This is a genomic window from Facklamia sp. P13055 (assembly GCF_050409445.1).
In the GTDB taxonomy this organism is placed as follows: domain Bacteria; phylum Bacillota; class Bacilli; order Lactobacillales; family Aerococcaceae; genus Facklamia.
Map to the genome: position 1 here is coordinate 1 of NZ_JBNUPL010000011.1, position 18,937 is coordinate 18,937.

Below are 18,937 nucleotides of genomic sequence, written 5' to 3' on the forward strand. Positions count from 1 at the left end.
TAGTTTTATCCCGCAAATTTTTAAAATTTCAGGACATTTTCATTTACGGTTGACATCTTGAAAACTTTATAGTCAACTGCCCAGGCCATTTAACTCAATTGATTGGTATTTGAGAGGGTATCTTGATCAAAAGCTTGTAGAAAGTCAATCATTAACTGATGACGATTTTTAGCCATTTCCTGCCCAGCTTTAGTATTCATTAAGTTTTTGAGCTTTAATAACTTATCATCAAAATGCTGGCGTACGTTTCTTACTTGACGATAAGTTTCTTTGGAGCATACAGCTTGTGCCGAAGTATGAACAGCTTTCGGATCATAAAGACTATGCCCCTTGCTACCTCCGTAGTAGAAAGTTCTAGCAATACCAATCGCACCGATTGCATCTAGGCGATCGGCATCTTGAACAATTTGGCCTTCCAATGTTAAGTGTTGTTTTTCTATTAAATTGGCAGCAAAAGAGAGGTTTTTTATAATACGTAAGACTTGCTCTATTTCTTCCAGAGACATTTGGGCTTCTTTAAGTATATGTCTTACATCTTTTTCCGTAAGGAGGTAATCAACTTTTATTTTTTCATCTAATAAATCATGGGTATAAGCAGCTGCCAAAACAACATCAACATTAATAGGCTCTTGTATATGTTTGATTATTTGCTCACAATTGGCAACCACCCGTTGGATATGTAACCAATCATGCCCACTTTTTTCTTGTCTTAAATAAGTTTTGCTAAAGTCTTTAATCTTGTCCATATCCATCGGCAGGAACCCCTAGCTCTTCTAGTTTAACAATAACCATTTGTATCACTTTTTTTGCATCAGCAGGATTATTTAAGACATCCAATTCATCAATCGATATCTTTAAAACTTGGGAAGCATGATAATGGTTATCTACCCAATCATCATAACCTTGCCATAGACGATAATAATACTCGATTAATTCAGGGTCTTGTTCAAAATCGCGACCTCTTTGATTGATTCTTTTTAAAATGCTTTCAAAAGATCCATGTAAATAAACCATCAGATCGGGTGCTTTTTTGGGTAAATCTTCTAATTCTTCCATCATATTGTCTAATAATTTCTCATAAATAATAAATTCTTCGTCCGAAATTTTACCCGCTTGATGGTTGACCTTGGCAAAATACCAATCTTCATAAATGGAACGATCTATTATATTATGTGGGTGATAAAAAGCTTTCTTGATATCACGATAACGACTGGACAAAAAGTCTAATTGTAATAAAAATGGATACCTTTTTCTTTCTTGTTCTTCTTCACTTGCGGTGTAGTATAAGGGTAAGATATGATTATCATCTACATTTTCGTAATACACCTGGCTCTTTAAGGCCTTACCTAAAAAAGTCGCTAAGCTTGTTTTGCCAGCTCCAATCATTCCTCCAATAACTATCATAGCCATGGTTTCCTCCTAAATTAAAAAATAACACAAGATGTAGTGTCGTTTTTTTAATACTAACACAAAATCTTGTGGATGACTATCTTTTTATCTGTAAAAAGATATTTGAGAAATTGACAGAGATTACTTATGATAGTCATTAAAGACTGATAATTGATTAATTTTTAGAAAGGGTTTTATTATGCTAACTAACCACTGTGCACGTCATGTATTAGAAGAAATCATTGCTCTATTTCCAGATGCTAAAGCAGAATTAAATTTCTCAAACCGCTATCAATTATTAGTAGCTGTATTATTGAGTGCTCAAACAACCGATGTAGCGGTTAATAAAGTGACGCCTGCCTTATTTGCCGCCTACCCTAGTCCTAAAGAACTTGCAAAAGCGAGCCCGCAAGAGATAATGCCTTATTTAAAAACAATCGGCTTGTATCGCAACAAGGCAAAATATCTCCACAAATGTGCCAATCAATTAATGGAACGCCATCAAGGTGAAATTCCTGGTAATCGTAAAGATCTTGAAGCCCTGGCCGGAGTTGGTCGTAAAACAACCAACGTGGTCTTGAGTGTCGGCTTTGGAATTCCTGCCTTTGCAGTGGATACGCATATCCATCGTATCTGCCTCCATCATCAGATTGTTGATCCTGGTGCGAGTGTTCGTCAAGTTGAAAATCGTGTAATGGAGGTCTTGGATAAAGACCAATGGACTCAAGCCCATCAATCTTTAATCCTATTCGGTAGGAGAATTTGTCATCCGCGCAATCCAGAGTGCCATAACTATCCTCAACTCTTTACTTGTCAAGAGGAGGAGTAGACCCTAGATTTGCACGATTTAGAACGCTAAGTTGTGGTGTCTTTTGGTCGAGGCGACCTTGCATTCTTTTAAAGATAGGATCAAGCATTTTAATCGTTGCCACTGCATAATCGCCTTTGTTTATCATGACACAATCTGAGCGAGCTCCCTCAGTAACATCTGTTACTTCAGAGCGACTCGGCACACCGGTTTTAATTAATTTATCGAAGACTTCTGTGCCCCAAACGACGGGGGCATCAGCTGCTTCAGCCATCCACATGATTGGCTGTGGAAGTTCGGCTAAGCGAATATAAACTCTTTCAACAGCTAAATCGCCACGCGCGATCATTAAAGCGAAAGGCTGCTAGCTCGCAGTTGTAAGATAATTTCAGCTAGCTTCGTAATGGCTTGGACGGTTTCTATTTTAACCATAATTGGCATATAACTCGCAGCCTTACCTAATTCAATTTGAAGTTGTTTTTGAATTTCTTTAATATCCTGAGCAGTTCTAATGCATGAGCAAGCAATTACATCGGCACATTGACAAGCAAAAGCGATACCTTGCTTGTCTTTTTAATTTAAAATATCTGTTTCAAAAATTGTTTGAGGAAAGTGAAGTCCCTTTTTCAGCTTTTTGGCGCTTGGATCTTCTCTTTACTTTTTTATCCCTAATACAGCATACTTATCATTTGCTTTACTCACTTTTGTAGTAATTACCCCATCATCAATTAAAACCGAATCTCCAATTTTTAAAGCAGAATAAATCGTCGGAATTTGACTTGCTCATATAAAAAGATCCATTCTACAATTAATCATTTGGCTAAGAGACGCCGATTGGCTTCAATCATAGTAAATATCCAATTATAAAATTGTTTTAATGATTGGACTCTGCTTGGTGATTTATCTGAGCTTGGGTGAGATTGACATTTTTTCCTTTTTGAAAGCCGTCTTGATAGGCATGGTTAGATCGCGAAAAGGAAGGTTGATTAAATGTGAGTGAACCCGTTATTTCTCGGTTAAATTTTTCTTTGACAGCTTCTGGCGTTTGAATAATCAGGGCATACTTTTCATTTTCATTCATCATGGCTTGACGTTGGATATCAAACTTTTCCTTAAGTCCGTCCATAAATCCTTGATAATAGGATTTTCTCAACTGAGATAGAGGATTGCTGCTTAAATCTTCTTCACTTAATTCAGCTAGATGAATTTTAGAATAATACTTCATTGTATCCGCTGCTAAATTAAACATTTGAAAAGCAAGATCCACATCTTCTGGAAAACCCATTAAAACAATTTTGCGTTGAACCGAATGCTGATGAGGTAATCGGTTACTTTGGATATAAAACATGCAACGAAAATTATCGGCGATAATCCTAACTAAAACTTTTTCCCACCAATACAAGCGTTTATAGACTGATAAGGAGCGTAAAATGATTTCTGGACTTTTTTTATCAGAAACTTCTTGCTGAGAGACTTTATGTTTTAACATCAGTTTTTGAGCCATCAGCAAAGCAGTTTGGCTCTCTTCATCATTTCCGCCATCTTCAGCTAAAGTCAATAAATTTCGGATCTTAGCTAAAATCTTTTGATTAGTCTCAGACATCTCTACTTCCCTCCTTTTCTAACTATTTTAGACTATTTATAATTTTTTGCATCTTTAAGGGCAATGGACATTCAAAATGTAAGGGCTCATCTGTAACAGGATGTAATAAATCAATGGCCTTTGCATGTAATAGTTGCCCGTCTTTTTGATTAGCTAATTCCCCCGGTAAATTTTGAAGATTTCTGCGATAAAGTGGATCGGCTATAATTGGATGACCTATAGCTTCCATATGGATGCGAATTTGGTGAGTCCGACCAGTCTGTAACTTTAATTGCATTAATGTGGCGTATTGAAAACGTTCCAGCACTTGAAAATCAGTAATAGCTTCTTTACCCGAGGGATCCACATGCCATCTTAAGCGATTGGATGGGTCACGTTTAACAGGCATTTCAATATGTCCGGAGTCGCTTTCAACTTGCCCATTAACTAAAGCGACATAAGTCCTCCCCATGGTGTGATCCACCAATTGTTGACTTAAGTGACGATGGGCTTGATCATTTTTTGCTACTACTAATAAACCAGAGGTATCTTTATCAATTCGATGAACAATTCCTGGTCGGTAAGATTGAAAGCCTTGGGATAGCGCTTTTCCTAAATAATGATAGAGGCCATTCACTAGAGTTCCGTTAGTGTGTCCTTTAGCAGGATGGACAACCATCCCAGCTGGTTTATTAACAAGCAAAAAACTGTCATCTTCAAAGATAATCTCTAACTCCATCACTTCAGCAATCAACTCGAATTCTTCAGGGCTGGCTTCTTTTTCAGGAAAATCAATCGTAATCATCTCATCCCCTTTTAAAATGGCGTTAGCTTTTAAAAATTGATTGTTAACTTTTACTCTTTTTTCTTTAATTAATTTTTGTAATTGCGATCTACTAAAATTTGGATAATAATTAGTCAAAACTTTATCTAAACGGTCTTGATCTGCTTCATTATTAGAGAGCTTTAATGCTTCTGTCAAATTAAATCACTTCCTTCTTCGGTCCATATAACCATTATAATCAATAAAATAACGCCTAGAGTAAGCGCCACATCTGCCAAATTAAAAATTGGAAAATCAAACAGACGAATCTGTAACATATCTACTACATAGCCTCTCACTAAACGATCAATTAAGTTGCCAACTGCCCCTCCTAATAAAAGTGCATAAGCAAGTTTAGTCCAAGGGCTATGGTAGCGATTTTTCCAAATTAAATAAACTAAATAGAAAATCACTAAAAAAGTTACCCCTATTAAGAAAAAACGTTGGCCGGCAAATAAGCCCCAACCCGCTCCTGTATTATGAATATAGTTTAACTGAAAAAAATCAGGAATAATTTCTAGCGTTTGATTTAGCGTTAAATGATTTTGGGTCCATATTTTTAAAGCTTGATCCAGTATTACGATTATAGCCGTTATGATAAAAGTGGTCGTCATTTAATCCTCCTTGTCCAAATTAATTCTAATTTGTTATAATATTTGTGTTTACAATACCTATTATTATATACTAGATGTATTAAAAAGTTCAATTTAGATAAACTATAAATGAATGACAAGGAGAAACGATGAAAACAAAAAAAATATTAATCCTCCTAAGCCTATCTATTCTCATTATTGCTTGTGGAAACTCATTAGAAAGAGCTAAACGAACTGTTGGTCTCATCCAAGACAATGTTACTCTAATTATTGGAAATATTAGTGAAATTCAAAACCGTGAATTGGATCTTCAACAAGATTTTGAAGCGACCATTAATTTAAGTGAAGATTTATCCGGCTTTGGACAGAGTGATAATCCTCTTAACAAAAACATCGCAAAGCGCAAAGATTTATTAGCTGAAATGGAAGAAAGCCGTCAGCAATTACTTGAATTATGCCAAGAGCTTAAAGACATACCAGAAAACGATCAACTTCCCAAAGATCAAATAACAAGAGTTATTGAATATACGACCAATCTATGTGATAAAACAGATATCTATATTTCTAATTATCTTGAAAACATTGAAATAGAAGATCAGTCTTATCAATCTATCACTAGTGAAGAAATTGATCATGAGAGTTTCTTCGCTGTTTTTGATAATGTTAATCTTTTATATACGGAAAATAATATGAACTTAGATCAAATTCTCGAATACTTTGAACCTTTAAATACACTCTTAGTTAATTTAAAAGTCTACCTTGTTAATCTTACAGGCAAATAATTAGAAAGCGGTGATTTAAATGAATAAAAAACGCACTTTACAATTGACTTTACTTTCCTTTTTAATGCTTTTGCTAGTAGCATGTAAACCAAAAGTAGAAGATAAAAAAGAAGCCAAAAAAGTCCAACTTCCAGAAGTAGTCTTAGCCTATTCAGATGAAGAAGTAGTGGCATTCAACAACCGCATTAATCAAGGAGAAAATAATACTTATGAGGGCTTATCGCCTCACAATAATCCCATTCTTACCGCACCTGAGAAACTACCTTCTGTCCTCTTTTATGATTCAGGCATCGATATTACCTATCCTGAAGAAGGTGTTAAAGGCATTTATCTTGCTCCTTCTGTTTTTTCTGATCCTGAACGACTAAACTACCTATTAGATTATGTTGAAACCACCGCCTTAAATGCAGTGGTTATTGATTTTAAGGATGATGAGGGGGTTATTCAAACAAAATTAGAAACAGACAATCCTTTAGTTAATCAAAATTCTTATAACAATGTAGATATTAAAGAACTTTTGAAAGAATTAGAAAAACGTCAAATTTATCCAATCGCTCGCATTGTAACTTTCAAAGATCGACTAGTGGCTGAAGCCAAACCTGAATATTCCTTTAAAGATAGTGAAACAGGAGAAATTTGGCAGGATGGTAATGGTGCTAAATTTATTAATCCATTCCTTCCAGAAATTTGGGACTACAACATTACTATTGCTATCGAAGCTGCTAAATTAGGTTTTAAAGATATTCAATTTGACTATGTTCGTTTCCCTGAAGGTTTCCAAACTTTCTCAGATCAACTAGATTATAATATTGGTAACTATCAAACCTATGTAACCGATGACCCTGAAAAATTTGGACAAGAAAGGGTTTATGCCATTAATGATTTCTTAGAAGAAGCCAATGATAAATTAGCCCCATATGGCGCAGATGTTTCAGCTGATATCTTTGGATATACTGCAATTGCTGGGGACGCTCCTGATGTACGTGGAATCGGTCAAAATTTTGAACAAATTGCTGAAAGAGTCGATACGATTTCTTCTATGATCTACCCTTCTCACTGGGGTTTAGGATTTTTTGGTATACCGGCTCCTGACTTAGAACCTTATAACTTAGTTGATCAATATATGTATTCTGAAAACCTCATCCTAAAAAATATTACCAATGCGGCAAATAGTCGTCCATGGTTACAAGACTTTACTGACTGGAATCTGGCACCTGGTACCTATCAAGAATATGGACCTCTTCAAGTTCAACAACAAATTGTTGCTTTGGAAGAAAATGGAATTACTGAATTTCTTCTTTGGAATCCATCTGGTATCTTTAACGAAGGCGTAGATTACGCTCCTGAGTCTTCAGGTAATGAATACTATTACTAAACCATACAAAAAAGAAGCTGGATATTCAGCTTCTTTTATTTTATTATTTATCAACTTTTAGAGGACGTATCATGCGACCTTGCAGGTCGTATATGTAATCTTGAACTTTTTTACCGTCTCCCATAGCCTCGACTAAACGGTCGCGATAAGGCTCGGCTAATTCATCAAATAAAACTTGCTCATCTTCTAATAAATATTTCTTCCTTAAGGATTCAATTTCTCCTTGACTCCTTAATTTTACTTTCAATGAAGGAAGTTCCTCATCCATCTCCCTTTCAACAATACGATAATAATAATTATTATCCCCGTAAGTGATTTCTAAAGCTCCTGAATTGGTTCGTCTTTCCACAACATCTTTGTAATTATCTTTTTGTAATTCCCACCAAGCTTTTATCCCTCTGAGAGCTTCTGACTCTGTAGCGTAAGATCCATGTTCTTTCACAACATTATCACGACGATTCATCCAATAATTGGTATAAACTTTATGACTCATCTGATCATCCTTTCTAACTTAATTGACACTTTCATTATAACTATAAAGGTAAACGCTTTCAATGATTTTTGATTTTAAGCTCAAATATTTATTATAGAATATCAAAAGGAGGTGTCTTATGCCACTTATAAGCATCAAGGATGCTAGACCTTGTGATATTGACGATATTCAAACAATTTATAAGACTTTATTCAAAACAGTCAGCTAACTTTGGAAAGTCCTGTTCCTTCTAACCAAAAATTTGAAGAAAAAGTCACTCGCTATCAAGAAAGTCATGCCGTTCTTCTAATTCTTATGGATCAAGAGATAATTGGCTTCGCCTATGCCTACCCTTTTTCGCCTCGCAGAGCATATCAACATTCAGCAAATATTGCTATGTATTTATTAGCAGAGCATGATGAATGGACACTTAAAAATTTACTCTATCAAGAACTAGAAAGTCGATTAAAAGCCAAAGAAATCATCAACTTGCTTACATGTCTACCGATTCATCAACAAAACCAGATCGATTTTTAAAAACCTAAAGTTTTATAATCAGAGGAAATTTTCCTAAATTTGAACGTAAATTCGATCAAATTTGGGAATGGGTTTGGCTAAGTAAAGAATTATGATTTAAAAAGCTCGATAAGGACACTTAAATCCGTACCGAGCTTTTTGACTTAATATGTAGTAACTTTCTTTCCACGATAATCAAAGCGGTAATACCCTCGTTCTATTAATTGATCAGCGTATTTTTCCTCTAGATGCAAAATATAGATATTATCGTCCAATGTTGGATCGATAGTTAATTGATAATCTACAGCAGAGAAAAATTTATCTTCATCAATGAGACGTTGAATCATCACTTCAAAAGCACGTTTTACAAATCGATCTTGAATTTCATTGTTTTTAAATTGAAAAATAGAATAAGTTTTAGCTGGTGGTAATTGAGTATAGGCTTGTTCAAAACTTTCACTGGATTCAATTTTTTCTATCGTTTCGATAGTTGTTGAGATTCTGATTTGATCAGATTCTTGAGATGAAATAGAACTTTCTTCAACCGTTGTTTGACTAGTTTGGTCAGGCTTGGTCTTAGTGCTTGACTCAGTTATTTCTGTTGTTGAAAGTGCTAAGGATTCAGATGATTCCTTAGCAACTTGAGATTGTATTCCAAAACTTTGACCTGCTTCTTGAATAGAGTCACTTTTTAGCCGTAACAACATGGTAGCTGAGAATAGAATAATCATAATGAAAAACCAGACAATTGGGCTTTTAGGAGTTTTTACTTGTTTTTGTTTGTCTTGCAATGTTACTCTCCTCTGTTAACTGAGCTAGTATGCTCTAGCAAAATCAATAATCTCTTCTACTTTCATAGAAGAATCGCAAACTGTTTCTGTACGATTCGAATCAGCATAAACTAATCCAGGAACTGTGACAACGTTATATTTTTCACGGAACATTTGTGTTCCTTCTAGGTCATTTTGAGTTTGTGAATGTAAGAAATAAACATTTAAATCACTTGTAATCGCAGCTTCCGCTAACTTACTAACAAACAAACGGCAATATGGGCAAGTCTCACGACCTAGAAAAATAAGATTCCCTTCTTTTGCTTCTATTAATTCAAAAGCTTCATGACTATCTATTTGCTTAAAGTGCTTAACTGCTTCATTAAAATCATTTATATCCATATAAAACGCCCCTTTCGATTAGGTTTATTATATCGAAAGTTTTTAAATAGTGAAACTAAAATAGATCCTCCTCATTGAAAAGATGATCTTGTATTCGCTTTTTATGCTGAAGCTGTTTAAAGTAGCGGTTAATTAATAAGGCGATTAAGCCAATTATCAATAGAGACCATGCGATATTGAGATAGAACTTTTGCTCACCAGTAGTTGGTAAAAGTTGTGATTTTTTATCATTTGATTGCGTCTTGTCTTTGATATTTTTATCTTTATCAGAGGGTTTAGCTAAATTACTGGCTTTTTTGCCTTTAGTCTTATTGGCTAGTTTGTCTTTTAAGAAGGCTAAATTATCCTGTTTATCCGTTTCATTTGCTATTTGCTTATCTTCTAGTTTAAGTAACCCTCTATCATTTAGGTTCTTTTTGACCTGATCTACTGGCTGATCATGCTTTACATCTTCTTTAGCCATATCTGTTGATTCATTATTAGGCGTTTGAGTTTGAAGTAAGTCTTTTGCCTGATATTCTAATAAATAGCCCGAATCAGCCCCTAAATTAGCTGACCAAGTCTGATTATTCTCATTATATAAAACTAATTTCATTTGATAACGGTCATGAAGTGTTTTAATTTGTTGGATGTTTTCATCACTAATTAATTGATGCTGGTTAAGATAATTTGCAAGATAATGCTTAAGATTTTCAAATAATTCACTATTAATTAGATAAAAGTAATGTAATTGGCTTTCTTTTAGATTTAATAAATTACTATAAACAGCGTGATAAACTTCAGCCTTATTATTTATATAATAATTATTCAAGGCTTGGTAAGCCATCACTTCGATATCAAATAAGCTCAATTCTTTTGCATATTGGTAAGAGGTAAAAGTAAAATCATCTAATACAATCACTTCCTTGTCAGTAAGCTTATTATTTAGTTCTTCAACAGTCATCTTTTTATTAAAAAGATCATAAATTTGTTGAAAAGTAACTTTAGCATAGGCTTTGGGGACAATCTTTTGTAAATAATTATCGATTGAGACGATTAAAGTCGCTAGATCAGAAGCGTCTAATTGCATATTTTCTTGATTGATAAGGTAAGCAGTTGTTGAATAAGGATAAAGCTGGCATTGACTAAGTTGGGCCATTGTTTCCTTACTACTTTGCATTTGATCCCCTAAAGTTTCGTTATCATAGAGTAATTGTTGATATTCTGCTTCTAATTCGGCTTGTTCACTAATATATTGATCCAAAATTTGATTCAACTCTTCAATGTAAGCTTGCCATTCTATAACTGTTTCATCTTGACTGATTAAGGCTAATTGCTCTTGAGCAGATAGGGAAACAAAATCTTGCTGCTCAATTGATAAATTTTGGTAAAGAGTTTCAATGACCTCTTCCAATGCAAGATTTGCCTCGTTCAAGGAATTGCTAGGCCCTTCTTGAATAGAAATAATTTCTTGGTTCAAAATTTGATAGCGTTCATTAATGGCTGTCATGCGCACTTGATTGGCTTCAAATTGATTTTGTAACTCTTTATCTGAGATTATTTCTTGACTATTTGAAGAAGTCAGTGGGGTCTCTCTTAAAAGTATTTGACAAGCTTCTAAAGATACCATATTTTTATCGGTTTGGCTTTTGAGATAAGTCATTTCACCTTTTTGAGCATGAACATTCGGTAAACTGAAACTTTGAGTAAAGAGCATTAAAACAACTATTATCCTTTTCATAATTCACCCAATCCTCTATTTTGTAAGTAACTAGTTGTAAATACAGAATAGAGAGCAAAAAGATGCTATCCTTTATAGAGTTAATCTAAATAAGGGACAAAATCAAGGTCTTTTTCATAGTTAGTGAATCGTTGCTCTACTTCTTCATATAAACGATCACCGTTCCACAGACCAAATTCTTGAGCCTTTGCTAATGGAATTACTTGATAAAAAGACCATTCTGGATAGCCAACATTATAAGTTGGCATCAATCGCATAGAATCTAAAGTAACTTTTCCATCAACATCCATCTTAAAGGTATACTCTCCAATTCCACCGACTTTTTCATATGCTCTTACTTGGCCGGACAAAAAATTACCATGAGAATACCAAGCACCTTGATGATCGTTAAAACGTTTCATGGGTTGCATAATGTGAGAATGTCCTCCTAGAACAAAGTTTGCTCCTGCATCAATAGCCAATTGAGTTAATCTAATTTGAGAATCAACTGGTAAAAAAGCATCTTCGCCAAATTGATAAATAACGATAGCTACATCACATTGTCTTTTTAAATGTTGAATTTCTAATGGGATAAGTTCTTCATCAATCAGAGTCACTAAGTATCTTTCTTCTTGAGGAATTGGGTTACCATTCGTACCATAAGTATAATTTAAAAATCCTACTCGAATGCCATTTTTTTCAATGATCCGTAGACGGTTGTAATCGTCCCAAGATGAATAGGATCCGACATATTCCATTTTCTTATTTTTAAGAATTTCTAATGAAAGATGCGCCCCCTTAGCTCCGAAATCCATGGTATGGTTAGTGGCGGTTGAAACAATATTTACATCCATCGCTAATAGACTATCGACAATTTGATCTGGAACATTGAAGAAAGGATAAGAAGATACTCCCATTTGATTTCCGGCCACCAAGGTCTCCATATTGGCTGTCGTGATATCAGCATTAGCGACATATTTTGCCACTTCTTTAAACATTGGATCAAATTGATAACTCGTTGAACCAGTTTGGGCACTCCAATAAACACTATCATGTAATAAAATATCGCCAATTGATCGAATGGTTACATATTTTACTTTAGTATCTTCTTTGACTGCTTGAGTTTCTTCAGCCCTAACCTCTTCTTCTGCATAAACTCTCGTAAAAAATGGCTTAGAAATAAAGAGAATCATCCCAAAGAAGTTAATAGCGAACACATACTTCAAAATTCGATTTATTCTTTTCATCACATTACCTACTTTATCTGAAATTTTAAATATATTATAACAAACAAAACCTTCTTACTCTAGCTTCATTGAATTAAAAGAACTTATTTAAATATAAGTTAATTTAGATAATTTTTAGAACAATTTTAACTTCTAAAGATTAATAGTGCTTTTATCCTAATTAAGATATAATAGACATAAGAAGCAGAAAGGAGTTTACCATGTATAAGCAATCGACCAAGAACACCACTTCGAAATATTTTACCTCCGTCAAGACTAACCACCAACAAATTAAACCCTTTAATCGTTTAGTAACCATTAAAAGGGATCGATCACAAGCTCTACTACGTTTTAATAAGCCAGTTATCCTAACTGAACATAAAGGATTAGCTCTATTAGTGATGACGGATACTCCAGATAAAAAAGAATCCTTTCAATTTTTTATCTTACAAAATGCGGTTCAGCTTAATGCGGGTGTATACTTTAATACCCTCTCTCTAACTGCAGAATGTAAACTTTATTTGGAACCCAGCCAAAATGAAGAACCACAAATTATTACTTTAAAAGAAGCTATAAAGGTAGAAAAAGAAATAAAACGCCTTAAAATTGAAAATGTCTTCGGTCTTGATTACCAAGTCTACTCAAGCGGTGAACGGATACTCAACCATCCACAAAATTACTATGAGTTAATTATCGTCGATCAAGGACAAGCTTCGATAGAAGTAAGCTATAATAAGCAGATTCTTTTATCAAAAAATTCCGCCTGGTTAATTTTTCCAGGACAAAAAAATCAAATTGCCTTTAAAGAAGAAGGGATGACTACACTGATTTCCATTTTATTTTCTGGTCAAGGCTTAGCCGAATCGATCGCTCAAAGGCCAATTCATCTTGGTCATCGTCAAATTCAACTTGTAAGTCGCTTGGTCAATTTAGCGGCTATTTCTGAGGATAAATGTCCTTTCTATTATGATGAAATGGTCACAAGTCTCCAATTAATACTTACGCAAATTCACAACGGTGAGAATAAAACAGAAACTGAAAGGTCTACCTCCATGCGAGAAAATTATGAAAATGACTTGTTCCAATCAATCATTGATTTTCTCCAAGAGAATGTCGGTCAGCTTCATCAAGTAAATGATCTGGTAGAAGTCTTCAATATTTCTCGCTCCAGCCTCCAAAGCTTATTTAATAAATATACAGGACAAACCCCTAAACAATACATTAACAGCTTACGTTTAAAACAAAGTAAGCTATTAATTCATGAATCTAAAATGACTCTTTCTGAAATCGCTAATGAATTAGGATATGGTTCCATCCAATATTTTTCAAGAGCTTTTTCGAAAGAATTTGGTATTAGTCCTTCTAACTATGCCAAATCAATAGTGAAATAATTCATTTCTATGTAAAGAAATCACTTCAATAGGCCCTTACTAGCTTAAAGGGCCTATTTGTTTTATAATAAATAACAGACATTTTTGAGGAGTGAGACGATGACATTTGACGGATTTTTTACACGAGCTTTAGTAGAAGAGTTACGATCACAATTAAAAGCAGGACGTGTACATAAAATTTACCAACCCTTTGAACAAGAATTACAAATAGTTATACGTGCTAACCGAACCAATCATCGCCTAGCCGCCTCGGTTCACCCGAATTATTTTTCTTTATACTTAACTCAAGAGAAATCAGCCAATCCACAACAGGCCCCTATGTTTTGCATGTTATTAAGAAAATACTTGGAATCTGCCTTCATTATTGATATCAAGCAATATGAGAACGATCGGATTATTGATTTCTATTTTACCGGTCGTGATGAAATAGGTGTTGACCAAGAATACCTGCTAACCTTTGAATTGATGGGGCGACACTCAAATATCCTTCTAGTCGACCAGAATAAACAAACCATTATTGATTGTATTAAGCATGTTCCAGATAGTCAAAACGCTTATCGTTCACTCACTCCAGGAGCAGAATTCAAGCGACCTCCCCGCAACAGACAACAAGTAAACTTATTTGAATTGAATGATTCTCAATTGTTTGAATTTAGTCATCAGAATGAAGCGATTCTAAGAGAAGGGAGAGCCTTCCAATGCGTACAAGGAATGGGAAAACTTCTTGCACAAGAGATTGCTTTTTGGATGTCTGATGAAGGTGGGAATCTATCTAGTTTGGCCAGTTTAGAAAGAGTTAAATCAGCCATTGAATTCCCCTCTCCTACTCTTTATCAAACGGAAAAAAATGTTTATTTCTATGCTTTTAAATTGGCAAATTTACCAGGAACAGAAGTGGCCTTCGATTCTCTTTCCGAATTAATTTATGCATATTCTCACCAAAAGGTTCATTTAGATAGGGTCAAGCAATTATCGGGTAATATTATTCATAAATTAAAGCAAGTGATTGATAAAAATCAAAAAAAATTGAAAAAACTTTCAATTGACCGACATGTTGCAGCAAGTGCTGATGACTATCGCATTAAAGGTGAACTTTTAAATGCCTTTGCCTATCAAATTAATGATAAGGAATACCAGGTGACCTTGGCTAATTTTTATAATAATGACGAGCCAATGGATATCCAATTAAATCCTCGATTAAATGCCGTTGAAAATGCTCAAGTTTACTTTAAAAAGTATCAAAAATATCGGGATGCTCTCAAATATATTAATCGTGAAGAAAGCTTAACCCGCGCTGAGATTGATTATTTAGAAGGTATTTTAGTCCAACTTAAGCAAGCTGATCTTGAAGATGTTGAATCGATTAAACAAGAATTAATTAATGAAGGCTATGTGGGACAGAAGCCTTCTTCAAGTAAAAAGCGAGCAAAAAACCAATCTAAACCCCGTCGCTTTAAATCTAGTGATGGTGTCATGATTTATGTCGGTAGAAACAATCAACAAAATGACGACTTATCCCTCAAAAAAGCATCTAAAAACCATTGGTGGCTTCATGCAAAGGATATCCCTGGTGCCCACGTTATTATCGAAAGTGATAAACCTAGTGAAGAAAGCTTTGTAGAAGCTGCTCAATTAGCGGCCTATTATTCTAAATTTTCACAATCTGCTAATGTGCCTGTTGATTACGTCCAAGTTAAACATTTAAAGAAACCTAACGGTTCTAAACCTGGCTTCGTTATTTATGAAGGCCAAAAAACACTTTATGTGACACCTCAGGCATCTGTTATTAAACGTCTTTCATTAAAAGAATAATGAATTCCAGCCCCCAACTTTAATATAAAGTTGAGGGCTGGAATTCATTTTATTTGTTAAATGCTGCTGTTAATGGAGGAACCACTTGTTTCTTACGTGAAACTACTCCTGGTAAATCAAATTGATGATCTTCAACTTTAGTATTGAAAGCTGCCTCTACAACACTAATATCCGCCCCTACCACCAAACCAATAGAATCGGATTCTAAGACATCCGTAATCACTAGCACATAGAGTTTAAGATTCATTTCTTTTCGCTTATCTTCCATTACTTTTAAAAGATTTTCTTTACGACTTAAAATCTCGTCAAAGCCGATAATGTTTGTCTGACCAATACGAATATTTTGATCGTTCATGACAAAGTTTTTAGCATCCCCATCAACAATTTCCTCATCCGATTGCTTACTAAGATCAGCTCCAGCCTTTAAAAATTCTAAACCATATGATTGAATATCAACTTGGGCTATTTCAGCCAATTTTTCAGCGATTTCCTTGTCTTTTTCGGTTGTTGTTGGAGATTTGAATAACAAGGTATCTGAAATAATAGCAGATAACATCATGCCGGCAATATCTGCTGGAATTTCATAGCCATATTCTTGAAACATCTTATAAAGAATACTGGCGGTTGACCCTAAGGGCTCCGCACGGTAATAAAGAGGCTGAGCTGTATTAAAGCCTGAAATGCGGTGGTGGTCAATGACATAATCAATTTGAACTTGATCAATATCGTCTATTGATTGTTGTGGCTCATTGTGGTCCACTAGAGCAACTTGGCTCACTTCATTAGCAGCTGTATTAATAATTCTTGGTGGTTGGATACCAAATTTTTCTAAAGCAAAAGCTGGCTCACTTGATATTTCACCCAGTGCGACTGCTTCTGCTTGGTGTCCTTCTTGCTTTAAGAAATAGGCAAAAGCGATGGCTGAAGCAATAGTATCTGTATCTGGCTTTTTATGCCCAAAAACTAAGTATTTTGTCATATTTATCCTCCTAAATTAAATTACAGTCTAAGTTTATCACTTTTTAATAAATTTTTGAATCCTTATTGACATAGGATAATTAAATTAAGTTTTTAAAAAGATAAAAATAATAAATATTTTCAAAAATTTTTACATAATTATTTAGTTAGATTATAGGCTTTTGCTTTAATATAGATTAGCTATATTGATAATACAATTTAATATTATGTTTTTCTACTTATGGTAGAATTATAAAAGAAATAATAAAGGCATGATTGTGTGGATGCGTTTTAACTAGAACTAATGGTCTTATTTTCATTGTTTTATCCATGATCGCAGTTGCGTTATTCTTGCAAAGATACAAAGTTTTTAAATCGTTAGGACCGGTCCTGACTGTTGTTGTAATTGGAATTATTTTTTCTAATACAGGAGTCGTGCCTATCAGTCATAAAGTGTATAGTGCTATAAGTTCACTTCTAGTTCCCGTCCGTATTATTATTTGCATGCTAAGTATGGATTTAGTTGAGTTGAAAAAGTAAAAATCCGGTGATTGCTTTAAGTTCAGGTATTTTATCACTTATGGTGATTGCAACTATCTTAGCCTTCATTTTTCCCCTTATATGGATGAAGGATAAAAGATCGCTGGGATGTTTGTTGCGACCTACACTGGTGGTACTCCTAACTTAACGACTATTGCAACAGTTTTAGATGCTAGTCATCAAACCATTGCGGCTGCTAACGCGTCAGATTACGTTATTGCTACCCCTTTAACAAACTTTATGCTCGCCGCGCCAGCTATGCTTAAAGCTTCAAAAGCTTGGGAAAAGTTTTGGCCTTATCATTTAAGTGAAGAAGAACCTTCAACTAGTGACACGAAAGCATTGATGTCAGATAAAGAGTGGTCCATTAGAGAAACTACTTAGCTATTAACCATTGGTTTTGGTATAAATATTTTGACTACAGCATTTTCAAAAGCTTACATGCCGGAGACTATTTGGAAGGCTGTTCGTTTAATCTTGTTAACGACCGTTTTATCGGTCTAGCTCAATAATAAACTATGTGCTAATTTAGATTTAGGACTCTTCTTATCCTTAATGTTTTTTCAACTATTAGTTTTGCAGTTGACTGGCAGCAATTTGTAGGTTCTACCTTAACCATGACACTTTATGTTTTTCGAATGTTAGTTGGAGGTTTGACTTTACACTTGCTGATCTGTCGTCTATTTAAGATAGAATATGGATACATGATTCTTTCAATTGTTGGTTGTATCGTCGGTGGTCCAACAGCTTCTCTAACAGCAGCAGCAGCTAATTGGAAGTCTCTTATTGATAGTGGTTTAATTTTAGGAGTTTTAGCAGGAGCTGTAGGTAACTATGTAGGTATTGCTGTCGCTTATTTTACAAAATTCTTAGTTGGCGGTTAATTGATCTAATTACTAATTAGAAAAAATTGCTAAAAAAAATTCTGTAGCCACCCATTAAATTTGAATGGTTACAGATTTTTTTATTATGATTTTAGGTAGCCGGTATATTCTGCACAGCGCAGTATACGGTTGGCATTTTCGACTCTTTCTTTAGTTGGAGGTTCTACACCTTCTAATTTGTATCGATAGCCTAATGCAGTGTATTTATAAACACCCATCATATGGTAAGGTAAAACTTCAAACTTTAAGACGTTATTTAAACTGGCTACATAATCGGATAAACGGTATAAATATTCATCAAAATCCGTTCTTGTTGGAACCAATACATGACGGATCCAGACGGCTTTATTAATATCTGATAAATAGCGTGACATTTCAAGAATATTATCATTTGGATGGCCGGTTAGTTTAATATGGCCTTGACGATCGATATGTTTTATATCAAACAAAAGCAGATCCGTATACATCATCAGTTCTTGAAATTTACTAAAAAAAGGCTCTTCATAAGTGAAAGGCTGGCCACAAGTATCTATGGTTGTATGTACTCCATTGGCCTTACATATTTTGAAATATTCGATTAAAAAATCCATCTGTAATAAGGGTTCCCCACCTGATACAGTGACTCCCCCTTCATTTCCCCAGAAAGCACGATACTGAATGGCTTCATTAAATAAGTCTTGTGGGCTGTATTCCTTGCCACCCGTCATCTTCCAAGTATCTGGGTTATGGCAAAATTCACATCGCATTCGACAACCTTGCATAAAAGATATAAAGCGAATACCCGGTCCATCAACTGAACCAAAACTTTCTGTGGAGTGAACATAGCCTTTAATTGCTTGTGCTACTTCTGACATTTCAATTCCTCCATCTAACTTTTAGAAAAAGGAACTGAAATAAAATTCAGTCCCTTTTTCTG

21 protein-coding genes and 1 pseudogene are annotated in these 18,937 nt (G+C 34.6%); 8 read left to right on the forward strand and 14 right to left on the reverse strand.

Going from position 1 to position 18,937, the window contains the following annotated elements; all coding sequences use genetic code 11:
• Positions 1-89: 89 nt before the first annotated feature.
• Together ACQV2O_RS05435 and ACQV2O_RS05440 are read right to left on the reverse strand one after the other, a co-directional pair.
• Complete coding sequence (locus ACQV2O_RS05435; protein ID WP_428875186.1) at positions 90-752, reverse strand: HD domain-containing protein; 663 nt, start codon at positions 750-752, stop codon at positions 90-92.
• Positions 733-1,410 (reverse strand): deoxynucleoside kinase, encoded by a 678-nt coding sequence (locus tag ACQV2O_RS05440; RefSeq protein WP_428873385.1) that lies wholly within the window; start codon positions 1,408-1,410, stop codon positions 733-735. Before ACQV2O_RS05440 ends, ACQV2O_RS05435 begins: the two co-directional genes overlap by 20 nt.
• Before the next feature lie 175 nt (positions 1,411-1,585).
• On the opposite strand from ACQV2O_RS05440, the gene nth reads away from it, so the two are divergent.
• Entirely contained in the window at positions 1,586-2,218 is a 633-nt protein-coding gene (nth, locus tag ACQV2O_RS05445; RefSeq protein WP_428875221.1) for an endonuclease III, read from the forward strand.
• Here nth and ACQV2O_RS05450 read toward each other — a convergent pair.
• From ACQV2O_RS05450 to lspA, 5 genes and pseudogenes are all read right to left on the reverse strand, one after another.
• Positions 2,196-2,546, reverse strand: coding sequence for a pyruvate kinase (locus ACQV2O_RS05450; protein WP_428875187.1), 351 nt, complete (start codon positions 2,544-2,546; stop codon positions 2,196-2,198). The two genes, nth and ACQV2O_RS05450, sit on opposite strands and share 23 nt — an antisense overlap.
• Positions 2,546-2,758: pseudogene (locus ACQV2O_RS05455) on the reverse strand (hypothetical protein); the annotation flags it as partial. The gene ACQV2O_RS05450 and the pseudogene ACQV2O_RS05455, both read right to left, overlap by 1 nt.
• Before the next feature lie 313 nt (positions 2,759-3,071).
• Positions 3,072-3,800 carry a DUF2786 domain-containing protein gene (locus tag ACQV2O_RS05460; RefSeq protein WP_428875188.1) on the reverse strand — a complete coding sequence of 243 codons (729 nt, stop codon included), beginning with the start codon at positions 3,798-3,800 and terminating at the stop codon, positions 3,072-3,074.
• Positions 3,801-3,822: 22 nt separating this feature from the next.
• Complete coding sequence (locus ACQV2O_RS05465) at positions 3,823-4,761, reverse strand: RluA family pseudouridine synthase (protein ID WP_428875189.1); 939 nt, start codon at positions 4,759-4,761, stop codon at positions 3,823-3,825.
• Positions 4,758-5,216, reverse strand: coding sequence for a signal peptidase II (lspA, locus tag ACQV2O_RS05470; protein ID WP_428875190.1), 459 nt, complete (start codon positions 5,214-5,216; stop codon positions 4,758-4,760). Before lspA ends, ACQV2O_RS05465 begins: the two co-directional genes overlap by 4 nt.
• A gap of 128 nt (positions 5,217-5,344) precedes the next feature.
• Between lspA and ACQV2O_RS05475 the strand changes: the two genes are divergently transcribed.
• Positions 5,345-5,977 carry a YkyA family protein gene (locus tag ACQV2O_RS05475; protein ID WP_428875191.1) on the forward strand — a complete coding sequence of 211 codons (633 nt, stop codon included), beginning with the start codon at positions 5,345-5,347 and terminating at the stop codon, positions 5,975-5,977.
• A 19-nt stretch (positions 5,978-5,996) separates the two neighbouring features.
• A complete protein-coding gene (locus ACQV2O_RS05480) occupies positions 5,997-7,352 on the forward strand; it encodes a putative glycoside hydrolase (RefSeq protein ID WP_428875192.1) in 1,356 nt (451 codons plus the stop codon).
• Positions 7,353-7,395: 43 nt separating this feature from the next.
• Here ACQV2O_RS05480 and ACQV2O_RS05485 read toward each other — a convergent pair whose 3' ends face one another.
• Positions 7,396-7,845, reverse strand: a complete 450-nt coding sequence (locus ACQV2O_RS05485; RefSeq protein WP_428873394.1) for a hypothetical protein — start codon at positions 7,843-7,845, stop codon at positions 7,396-7,398.
• Positions 7,846-8,055: 210 nt separating this feature from the next.
• On the opposite strand from ACQV2O_RS05485, the gene ACQV2O_RS05490 reads away from it, so the two are divergent.
• Complete coding sequence (locus tag ACQV2O_RS05490; RefSeq protein ID WP_428875193.1) at positions 8,056-8,361, forward strand: N-acetyltransferase family protein; 306 nt, start codon at positions 8,056-8,058, stop codon at positions 8,359-8,361.
• Between the two features lie 143 nt (positions 8,362-8,504).
• Here ACQV2O_RS05490 and ACQV2O_RS05495 read toward each other — a convergent pair whose 3' ends face one another.
• The 4 genes from ACQV2O_RS05495 to ACQV2O_RS05510 all read right to left on the reverse strand — a co-directional run bounded on the left by ACQV2O_RS05495 (position 8,505) and on the right by ACQV2O_RS05510 (position 12,458).
• On the reverse strand, positions 8,505-9,131 hold the full coding sequence (locus ACQV2O_RS05495; protein ID WP_428875194.1) for a hypothetical protein: 627 nt from the start codon (positions 9,129-9,131) through the stop codon (positions 8,505-8,507).
• A 24-nt stretch (positions 9,132-9,155) separates the two neighbouring features.
• Positions 9,156-9,512, reverse strand: coding sequence for a thiol reductase thioredoxin (locus ACQV2O_RS05500; RefSeq protein WP_428875195.1), 357 nt, complete (start codon positions 9,510-9,512; stop codon positions 9,156-9,158).
• 55 nt (positions 9,513-9,567) lie between these two features.
• Positions 9,568-11,232, reverse strand: a complete 1,665-nt coding sequence (locus ACQV2O_RS05505; protein WP_428875196.1) for an LPXTG cell wall anchor domain-containing protein — start codon at positions 11,230-11,232, stop codon at positions 9,568-9,570.
• An 80-nt stretch (positions 11,233-11,312) separates the two neighbouring features.
• Positions 11,313-12,458, reverse strand: a complete 1,146-nt coding sequence (locus ACQV2O_RS05510; protein ID WP_428875197.1) for a CapA family protein — start codon at positions 12,456-12,458, stop codon at positions 11,313-11,315.
• A gap of 200 nt (positions 12,459-12,658) precedes the next feature.
• On the opposite strand from ACQV2O_RS05510, the gene ACQV2O_RS05515 reads away from it, so the two are divergent.
• Both ACQV2O_RS05515 and ACQV2O_RS05520 read left to right on the forward strand, forming a co-directional pair.
• Positions 12,659-13,828, forward strand: coding sequence for a helix-turn-helix domain-containing protein (locus tag ACQV2O_RS05515; RefSeq protein ID WP_428875198.1), 1,170 nt, complete (start codon positions 12,659-12,661; stop codon positions 13,826-13,828).
• A gap of 99 nt (positions 13,829-13,927) precedes the next feature.
• Positions 13,928-15,640 carry an Rqc2 family fibronectin-binding protein gene (locus tag ACQV2O_RS05520; RefSeq protein ID WP_428875199.1) on the forward strand — a complete coding sequence of 571 codons (1,713 nt, stop codon included), beginning with the start codon at positions 13,928-13,930 and terminating at the stop codon, positions 15,638-15,640.
• A gap of 49 nt (positions 15,641-15,689) precedes the next feature.
• On the opposite strand, the gene ACQV2O_RS05525 is transcribed toward ACQV2O_RS05520, so the two are convergent.
• Positions 15,690-16,619, reverse strand: a complete 930-nt coding sequence (locus ACQV2O_RS05525) for a manganese-dependent inorganic pyrophosphatase (protein WP_428873403.1) — start codon at positions 16,617-16,619, stop codon at positions 15,690-15,692.
• A 626-nt stretch (positions 16,620-17,245) separates the two neighbouring features.
• On the opposite strand from ACQV2O_RS05525, the gene ACQV2O_RS05530 reads away from it, so the two are divergent.
• Together ACQV2O_RS05530 and ACQV2O_RS05535 are read left to right on the forward strand one after the other, a co-directional pair.
• Positions 17,246-17,521, forward strand: coding sequence for a hypothetical protein (locus ACQV2O_RS05530; protein WP_428875200.1), 276 nt, complete (start codon positions 17,246-17,248; stop codon positions 17,519-17,521).
• Between the two features lie 164 nt (positions 17,522-17,685).
• Complete coding sequence (locus ACQV2O_RS05535; protein ID WP_428875222.1) at positions 17,686-18,021, forward strand: DUF819 family protein; 336 nt, start codon at positions 17,686-17,688, stop codon at positions 18,019-18,021.
• 83 nt (positions 18,022-18,104) lie between these two features.
• Here ACQV2O_RS05535 and pflA read toward each other — a convergent pair whose 3' ends face one another.
• Positions 18,105-18,875 carry a pyruvate formate-lyase-activating protein gene (pflA, locus tag ACQV2O_RS05540; RefSeq protein WP_428873406.1) on the reverse strand — a complete coding sequence of 257 codons (771 nt, stop codon included), beginning with the start codon at positions 18,873-18,875 and terminating at the stop codon, positions 18,105-18,107.
• Positions 18,876-18,937 lie beyond the last annotated feature (62 nt).

Bases quoted from the DNA above. Each gene is read 5' to 3' on its own strand.
- ACQV2O_RS05435 (WP_428875186.1), bottom strand. From the start codon at position 752: ATGGATATGGACAAGATTAAAGACTTTAGCAAAACTTATTTAAGACAA.
- ACQV2O_RS05440 (WP_428873385.1), bottom strand. From the start codon at position 1,410: ATGGCTATGATAGTTATTGGAGGAATGATTGGAGCTGGCAAAACAAGC.
- ACQV2O_RS05450 (WP_428875187.1), bottom strand. From the start codon at position 2,546: ATGATCGCGCGTGGCGATTTAGCTGTTGAAAGAGTTTATATTCGCTTA.
- ACQV2O_RS05460 (WP_428875188.1), bottom strand. From the start codon at position 3,800: ATGTCTGAGACTAATCAAAAGATTTTAGCTAAGATCCGAAATTTATTG.
- lspA (WP_428875190.1), bottom strand. From the start codon at position 5,216: ATGACGACCACTTTTATCATAACGGCTATAATCGTAATACTGGATCAA.
- ACQV2O_RS05475 (WP_428875191.1), top strand. From the start codon at position 5,345: ATGAAAACAAAAAAAATATTAATCCTCCTAAGCCTATCTATTCTCATT.
- ACQV2O_RS05480 (WP_428875192.1), top strand. From the start codon at position 5,997: ATGAATAAAAAACGCACTTTACAATTGACTTTACTTTCCTTTTTAATG.
- ACQV2O_RS05485 (WP_428873394.1), bottom strand. From the start codon at position 7,845: ATGAGTCATAAAGTTTATACCAATTATTGGATGAATCGTCGTGATAAT.
- ACQV2O_RS05500 (WP_428875195.1), bottom strand. From the start codon at position 9,512: ATGGATATAAATGATTTTAATGAAGCAGTTAAGCACTTTAAGCAAATA.
- ACQV2O_RS05505 (WP_428875196.1), bottom strand. From the start codon at position 11,232: ATGAAAAGGATAATAGTTGTTTTAATGCTCTTTACTCAAAGTTTCAGT.
- ACQV2O_RS05510 (WP_428875197.1), bottom strand. From the start codon at position 12,458: ATGAAAAGAATAAATCGAATTTTGAAGTATGTGTTCGCTATTAACTTC.
- ACQV2O_RS05515 (WP_428875198.1), top strand. From the start codon at position 12,659: ATGTATAAGCAATCGACCAAGAACACCACTTCGAAATATTTTACCTCC.
- ACQV2O_RS05520 (WP_428875199.1), top strand. From the start codon at position 13,928: ATGACATTTGACGGATTTTTTACACGAGCTTTAGTAGAAGAGTTACGA.
- ACQV2O_RS05525 (WP_428873403.1), bottom strand. From the start codon at position 16,619: ATGACAAAATACTTAGTTTTTGGGCATAAAAAGCCAGATACAGATACT.
- ACQV2O_RS05530 (WP_428875200.1), top strand. From the start codon at position 17,246: ATGTTTGTTGCGACCTACACTGGTGGTACTCCTAACTTAACGACTATT.
- pflA (WP_428873406.1), bottom strand. From the start codon at position 18,875: ATGTCAGAAGTAGCACAAGCAATTAAAGGCTATGTTCACTCCACAGAA.